Annotated in this window: 5 protein-coding genes and 1 pseudogene; 2 read left to right on the forward strand and 4 right to left on the reverse strand. The window is 49.3% G+C overall.

Annotated features, from left to right (window positions below):
- Positions 1-1,324 (reverse strand): annotated as a pseudogene (locus RTW80_RS21825) (putative selenate reductase subunit YgfK); the annotation flags it as partial.
- Positions 1,325-1,645: 321 nt separating this feature from the next.
- Complete coding sequence (gene mocA, locus RTW80_RS21830) at positions 1,646-2,224, reverse strand: molybdenum cofactor cytidylyltransferase (RefSeq protein ID WP_312720163.1); 579 nt, start codon at positions 2,222-2,224, stop codon at positions 1,646-1,648.
- Positions 2,225-2,326: 102 nt separating this feature from the next.
- On the opposite strand from mocA, the gene yqeC reads away from it, so the two are divergent.
- Positions 2,327-3,097 (forward strand): selenium cofactor biosynthesis protein YqeC, encoded by a 771-nt coding sequence (gene yqeC, locus RTW80_RS21835; protein WP_001298920.1) that lies wholly within the window; start codon positions 2,327-2,329, stop codon positions 3,095-3,097.
- Between the two features lie 47 nt (positions 3,098-3,144).
- Positions 3,145-4,770 (forward strand): selenium-dependent molybdenum cofactor biosynthesis protein YqeB, encoded by a 1,626-nt coding sequence (gene yqeB / locus RTW80_RS21840; RefSeq protein ID WP_001020381.1) that lies wholly within the window; start codon positions 3,145-3,147, stop codon positions 4,768-4,770.
- 220 nt (positions 4,771-4,990) lie between these two features.
- On the opposite strand, the gene arcC is transcribed toward yqeB, so the two are convergent.
- Positions 4,991-5,923, reverse strand: coding sequence for a carbamate kinase (gene arcC, locus RTW80_RS21845; protein ID WP_000037992.1), 933 nt, complete (start codon positions 5,921-5,923; stop codon positions 4,991-4,993).
- A 47-nt stretch (positions 5,924-5,970) separates the two neighbouring features.
- On the reverse strand, positions 5,971-6,105 hold a 135-nt coding region (locus RTW80_RS21850), incomplete at its 5' end, for a hypothetical protein (RefSeq protein WP_312720166.1).

Consider the following 6,105-nt stretch of genomic DNA (forward strand, 5'->3'; position numbering starts at 1 on the left):
CTTCTGGCTTCCAGTGTTTCTGGGTGTATTCCATGGTTAACGCATCTGCTGCCAGTCTGTTCAGTCGTTCGACGTCAACATGGTCAAGTCCCCAGGCGTCGGAGCCTTCCAGCTCGCGCATGCAGGCACTTAAGCGCAGATAGCCGCCAGGTTTCAGCAGGTCGGTTGCCATAGTAATAGGGCGAATACCTGTATCAAAAATATCGCGGATAGTCAGCTGACTGGCACCACCGGAATAAGAAATGGGCAGTTTGCCGTCAAAGGCGCGAGAGAGAACTGCTGCAACATTGATGGAGAGCGGGAACAGCGCACGGCCTGACATATACATCTCTTCACCAGGCAGTGCGCCTTTATTGTTGATGGTGCCGAGAGTGTTAGTCAGTTTTACGCCAAAGCCGAGTGATTTTTCTTTTGCCAGTGCCATCAGGCGTTCCAGCATTTCCAGTGCTTGCGTCAGCTTGAGGTCGTGATCAAATGACTCTTCTTTTAAGCCTATGTAACCGAAACCGCAGACATCGAGGATCTCACGAACACGCGCGTACCCCAGTAAGGTCGGGTTAAGTTTCACAAAGGTGTTGAGCCCTTTTTCTTCCAGCATGTAGCGGCAAATGGCTTCGATTTCATGCGGAGGACAGCCGTGCATGGTGGAGAGGGTGACGCCATGCACCATACTGGTGGGGATGCGAGCGGGTAAGGCTTGCAAGCTTTCGCGTTTTTCCTGCAATCCGTGGCGAGCTAAAAATGCGTCATCCTGGAGTAATTTATTCAGCGTATCGCGATATTGAGCGAATTTCGGATGGTCAGATGCGTCCATCATATTGTCGATGAACTGTTGCATCGGCGGTTGCTTAATACCTTCGAGGTTGTAACCGACGCTCATATTAAAGATGAACGATTTACCGGAATCAGAAGGCTGGAACATCGCTTCGAGAAGGTGCAGGGCAAACCAGGCTTTGAGGTATTCATCCCAGGCTTTAAGCAGGGTAAATTCGGTAGACCATTCGGTGTTAAAGCACTCGTCTTCGGCATCGATACAGGGCTTTTCCAGCTCCAGGCGGTCAAGAATTTGGACGGTTTTTAGTTCGATGAAGCGTCCGCCAGTCAGCCAGGAAGTGACAATATTTTGCGCGAGCTGCGTGTGCGGGCCAGCGGCAGGGCCGACGGGAGTGGCACAGGTTTCACCGAAGACGCTAACAGTTTTACCTTTTACAGGTGAGTAAAACTGTTGCTCGGGAATACCAAAGATTGAGCGTTGTTGTTGGTATTCATCAAATATGCGCGTCAAAAGTTCCTCAAACGGAATGGGACGCATAATATCCCCCATAACCCTCTCCTTAGCTTATACAGATATCATTGAGTGACCGGTGTTGAGAAATCCGGTGGTTTAGGGGGATAGAGCAACAATCGCACCACTCTTGCCAGGTTTGGCGGGAAATATAAAAAAATGTGAGGCGGCTCGAAACTTAAGGGCTTTTTGTGAATGAACTCACAGGTGCTAAATGAGAATTAAAATCACTCCTGAAAATTATTATTGCCAGCCCATTTATCAATTTTTCTCTTTTCTCAAAATCAGTGATTCCTTATCATTATGATAATGAGTGCCGGAAGGATTAAATATTTGAACGCAATCGTTTAACTACGTTTTCTAAATTTCAGTATACCTTTCCTTCGCTGTAATAAAGTCGTCCGGAGTATCAATATCTAAAATTATTTCTGCATTTTCTATTTCGACGGAATAATGATCTCCCATAAGGAGTGCCTGACGCATATTGGTGACATTGGGTCGTTGGATTGCCTGCATCAGGCATGGTTTTGACACTAAAATCGGATGGCCGGGGATGCCATTATGGAGTGGCAGTATTGCGCCATCATTTCGTAACGACCAGATTTTTCTAAAAATATCGATGGTGAGGGTTGGCATGTCACCGTGGGTGAGAAAACAATGTTCTGTTTGCACTGCGGGTACTGCGGCCTTGACGGATGTTAGTAAACCCTGCGCATAATCTGGGTTGTGAATAATAGTGATATTGCTCTGGTTCGCATAACGTTCGTGCAGTTCATTACCACGATAGCCGGTGACTAAAATAATTCGGCTACAAAACTGCAACGCATTTTTGATACTTGTATCAAGAATTGTTCCCTGTTCCCAGGGTAACATCATTTTCCATTGCCCCATTCTTGTTGATAATCCGGCAGCGGTAATTATACAGTCGATGGCTGACATAGTGGTTCCATTATTTATAGGGGCTAATAACGCCTGATAATTGCGTTACTTCCTGATGGATTAAGTTGGGGATAATTTATCCCAGAGAGGTCATAAAGACTCGTGAAAAGTATAGTTGACCCATCGGCATTAGTCATTGATTTAGGTGCGCAGAAACGTCCCACTGTGATTTCTGTTGTTGGTGCTGGGGGGAAAACCAGCTTGCTTTTTTGGCTGGCAGAACTGCTCCAGGCTAGCGGCAGGCGTGTGTTAATCACGACGACGACACATATGTTTATGCCAACGTCTCACTGGCCCGTGGTTTTCTGTCGTGATCCCGCCATGCTTCCTCATGCGTCTCTTACATCCCCCATTTCATTTTGTTTTCACAGCTGGAAAGCGAACCAGGGAAAAGTGCAGGGATTTACGCCAGAAGCGATTGATGCACTGGTGCAACGACCAGAGTGTGACGTAATTCTCATTGAAGCAGATGGCTCGCGTGGAATGCCGTTAAAAGCGCCTGATGAGCACGAACCTTGCATACCCAAAAGCAGTTGCTGCGTGATTGCTGTGATGGGAGGACATACTTTGGGCGCGAAAGTGAGCACAGAAAATGTCCATCGCTGGTCGCAGTTTGCTGATATTACCGGGTTAACACCTGATGCAACCTTGCAACTGAGCGATCTCGTTGCGCTGGTTCGCCACCCTCAGGGGGCGTTTAAAAACGTACCGCAAGGTTGTCGGCGAGTCTGGTTCATTAACCGTTTTTCTCAATGTGAGAATGCGATTGCACAAAGCGAGCTCCTTCAACCGCTGCAACAACACGACGTAGAGGCAATCTGGCTGGGCGATATACAAGAACATCCTGCAATCGCGCGCAGATTTGTGAATTAGCGGCCCGGGTATTCCGGGTTACTGAAAGGATATCCATTGAGGTTGGTATGAATATTTTCACAGAGGCTGCAAAACTCGAAGAGCAAAATTGTCCGTTTGCTATGGCGCAAATTGTTGATAGCCGAGGCTCGACTCCCCGCCATTCTGCACAAATGTTAGTGCGCGCCGATGGTTCTATCGTCGGTACAATTGGTGGCGGAATGGTTGAGCGGAAGGTGATTGAAGAGTCGCTTCAGGCATTGCAGGAACGTAAGCCGCGATTATTCCATGGACGTATGGCTCGTAACGGTGCGGATGCTGTCGGGTCAGATTGTGGAGGTGCAATGTCAGTATTTATCAGCGTCCATGGTATGCGTCCACGTCTGGTGTTGATTGGCGCGGGGCATGTCAACCGGGCGATAGCCCAGAGTGCGGCGCTATTAGGATTTGATATTGCCGTTGCTGATATTTATCGCGAAAGCCTCAATCCTGAACTATTCCCACCATCAACCACGCTTCTCCATGCTGAGTCGTTTGGTGCGGCAGTGGAAGCACTGGATATTCGCCCTGATAATTTTGTCCTGATTGCCACGAATAATCAGGATCGTGAAGCCCTCGACAAACTCATTGAACAGCCCATTGCATGGTTGGGGTTGCTGGCAAGTCGTCGCAAGGTTCAGCTTTTCCTGCGTCAATTGCGTGAGAAAGGCGTGGCTGAAGAACATATTGCCCGTTTACATGCGCCCGTTGGTTACAACATAGGTGCGGAAACGCCGCAGGAGATCGCCATCAGCGTGCTGGCAGAAATATTACAGGTGAAAAATAACGCGCCGGGTGGGCTGATGATGAAACCTTCTCATCCTTCCGGACACCAGCTGGTGGTGATTCGCGGTGCGGGAGATATCGCCAGTGGTGTGGCGCTACGTCTGTATCATGCGGGTTTTAAAGTGATCATGCTGGAAGTGGAAAAACCGACAGTGATTCGTTGTACCGTGGCGTTTGCCCAGGCCGTGTTCGATGGCGAAATGACGGTCGAAGGCGTCACTGCTCGCCTGGCAACCAGCTCTGCGGAAGCGATGAAACTTACCGAACGCGGATTCATTCCTGTGATGGTAGATCCCGCCTGTTCATTGCTTGATGAACTGAAACCGCTTTGCGTGGTGGACGCTATTCTGGCGAAACAGAATTTGGGAACGCGGGCAGATATGGCACCAGTAACAATCGCGCTTGGGCCGGGCTTTACTGCTGGGAAGGATTGTCATGCGGTAATTGAAACAAATCGCGGGCACTGGCTCGGTCAGGTGATTTACTCTGGTTGTGCGCAGGAGAATACCGGTGTTCCTGGCAATATTATGGGGCATACCACCCGACGGGTGATCCGTGCTCCTGCTGCAGGCATTATGCGATCCAACGTGAAATTAGGCGATCTGGTGAAAGAGGGCGATGTGATTGCCTGGATTGGTGAGCATGAAATTAAAGCACCGTTGACGGGGATGGTGCGTGGCTTGTTGAACGACGGCCTGGCAGTGGTTGGTGGTTTTAAAATTGGTGATATCGATCCTCGTGGTGAAACCGCTGATTTCACCAGCGTTTCTGATAAAGCCCGGGCGATTGGCGGCGGCGTACTTGAGGCGTTAATGATGTTGATGCATCAGGGCGTGAAAGCGACAAAAGAAGTGCTGGAAGTGGCTTAAATGAAAATGGCCGGATGGTATTACCCACCCGGCCTGAGACTGATGACAAACGCCAAATTGCCTGATGCGCTACGCTTATCAGGCCTACAAGTGCATTGCAATCTATTGAATTTGCGATGTTTTGTAGGACGGATAAGGCGCTCGCGCCGCATCCGGCATCAACAAAGCGCACTTACTTGACAATCTTTGGCCGGATGGTATTACCCACCCGGCCTTTAAATTACTGACAAATCACCGTTCCTGTTTTGCCTTCAATCCCTTCTTTCGCTTTGCTCAATACGGTAATCAGTGCTTCACGACCTGCGCGAGAGCGAGCAAACGAGGCGGCAGCTTCCACTTTAGGCAGCATAGAACCTTTCGCAAAATGACCTTCTTCGATAAAGCGTTCAGCATCACTTAATGACAGGCGATCGAGCCACTGTTCATTCTCTTTACCGAAGTTAATGGCCACTTTTTCTACCGCAGTCAGAATGATCAGCATATCGGCATCAATCATTTCTGCTAAACGGGCGCTGGCCCAGTCTTTATCGATAACCGCGCTGGCACCACGCAGATGGTTACCTTCACGAATAACAGGGATACCACCACCGCCAACGGTGATCACCACCTGACCTGCATCTACCAGAGCTTTAACCGTTTCTTTTTCAATGATATCAACCGGTTTTGGCGAGGCAACAACACGGCGATAGCCGCGACCAGCATCTTCTTTCAGAGTGTAACCCTGTTTTGTCAGTTGCTCTGCTTCTTGCTCGGTAAAGAACGAACCGATCGGCTTGGTCGGGTTGAGGAATGCCGGATCGTTAGCGTCGACTTCGACCTGAGTAACCAGCGTTGCTACAGGTTTATTAATGCCCCGAGAAAGCAGTTCTTCTCTTAAAGCGTTTTGTAGATCGTAACCAATATAACCCTGGCTTAATGCAACACAGACAGACATCGGCAGCATTGGCGAGTGCGCTTCAGTTTTTGCGGCAGCTTCAAAGGCCTGGTTAATCATGCCCACCTGCGGCCCGTTACCATGAGTGACGATAACTTCATGTCCCTGGGCAATTAAATCAACAATTGCCTGAGAAGTAATTTTTACCGCTTTCATTTGCCCGGCCAGGTCATCGCCCAGCGCATTCCCGCCCAGGGCGAGAACAATTTTCTTACTCATTTTTCCTCACTCATCATTCTTGATTGTGTATAGATCCCTGGCAGTGGTTAGAGCACGGGAGGGACAAACGGTTTGCGTCGCAGGAAACGACCTCGCCCGGCTTTGCCTGTAAAGGTGCCGTCACAGAAAATCGTTTCACCACGGGATAAGGTTCTGACAATCGCGCCCTGACAGGTAAAACC

The sequence above is a fragment of the Escherichia sp. AM3 genome, from assembly GCF_032029835.1.
Taxonomy (GTDB): Bacteria; Pseudomonadota; Gammaproteobacteria; order Enterobacterales; family Enterobacteriaceae; genus Escherichia; species Escherichia coli.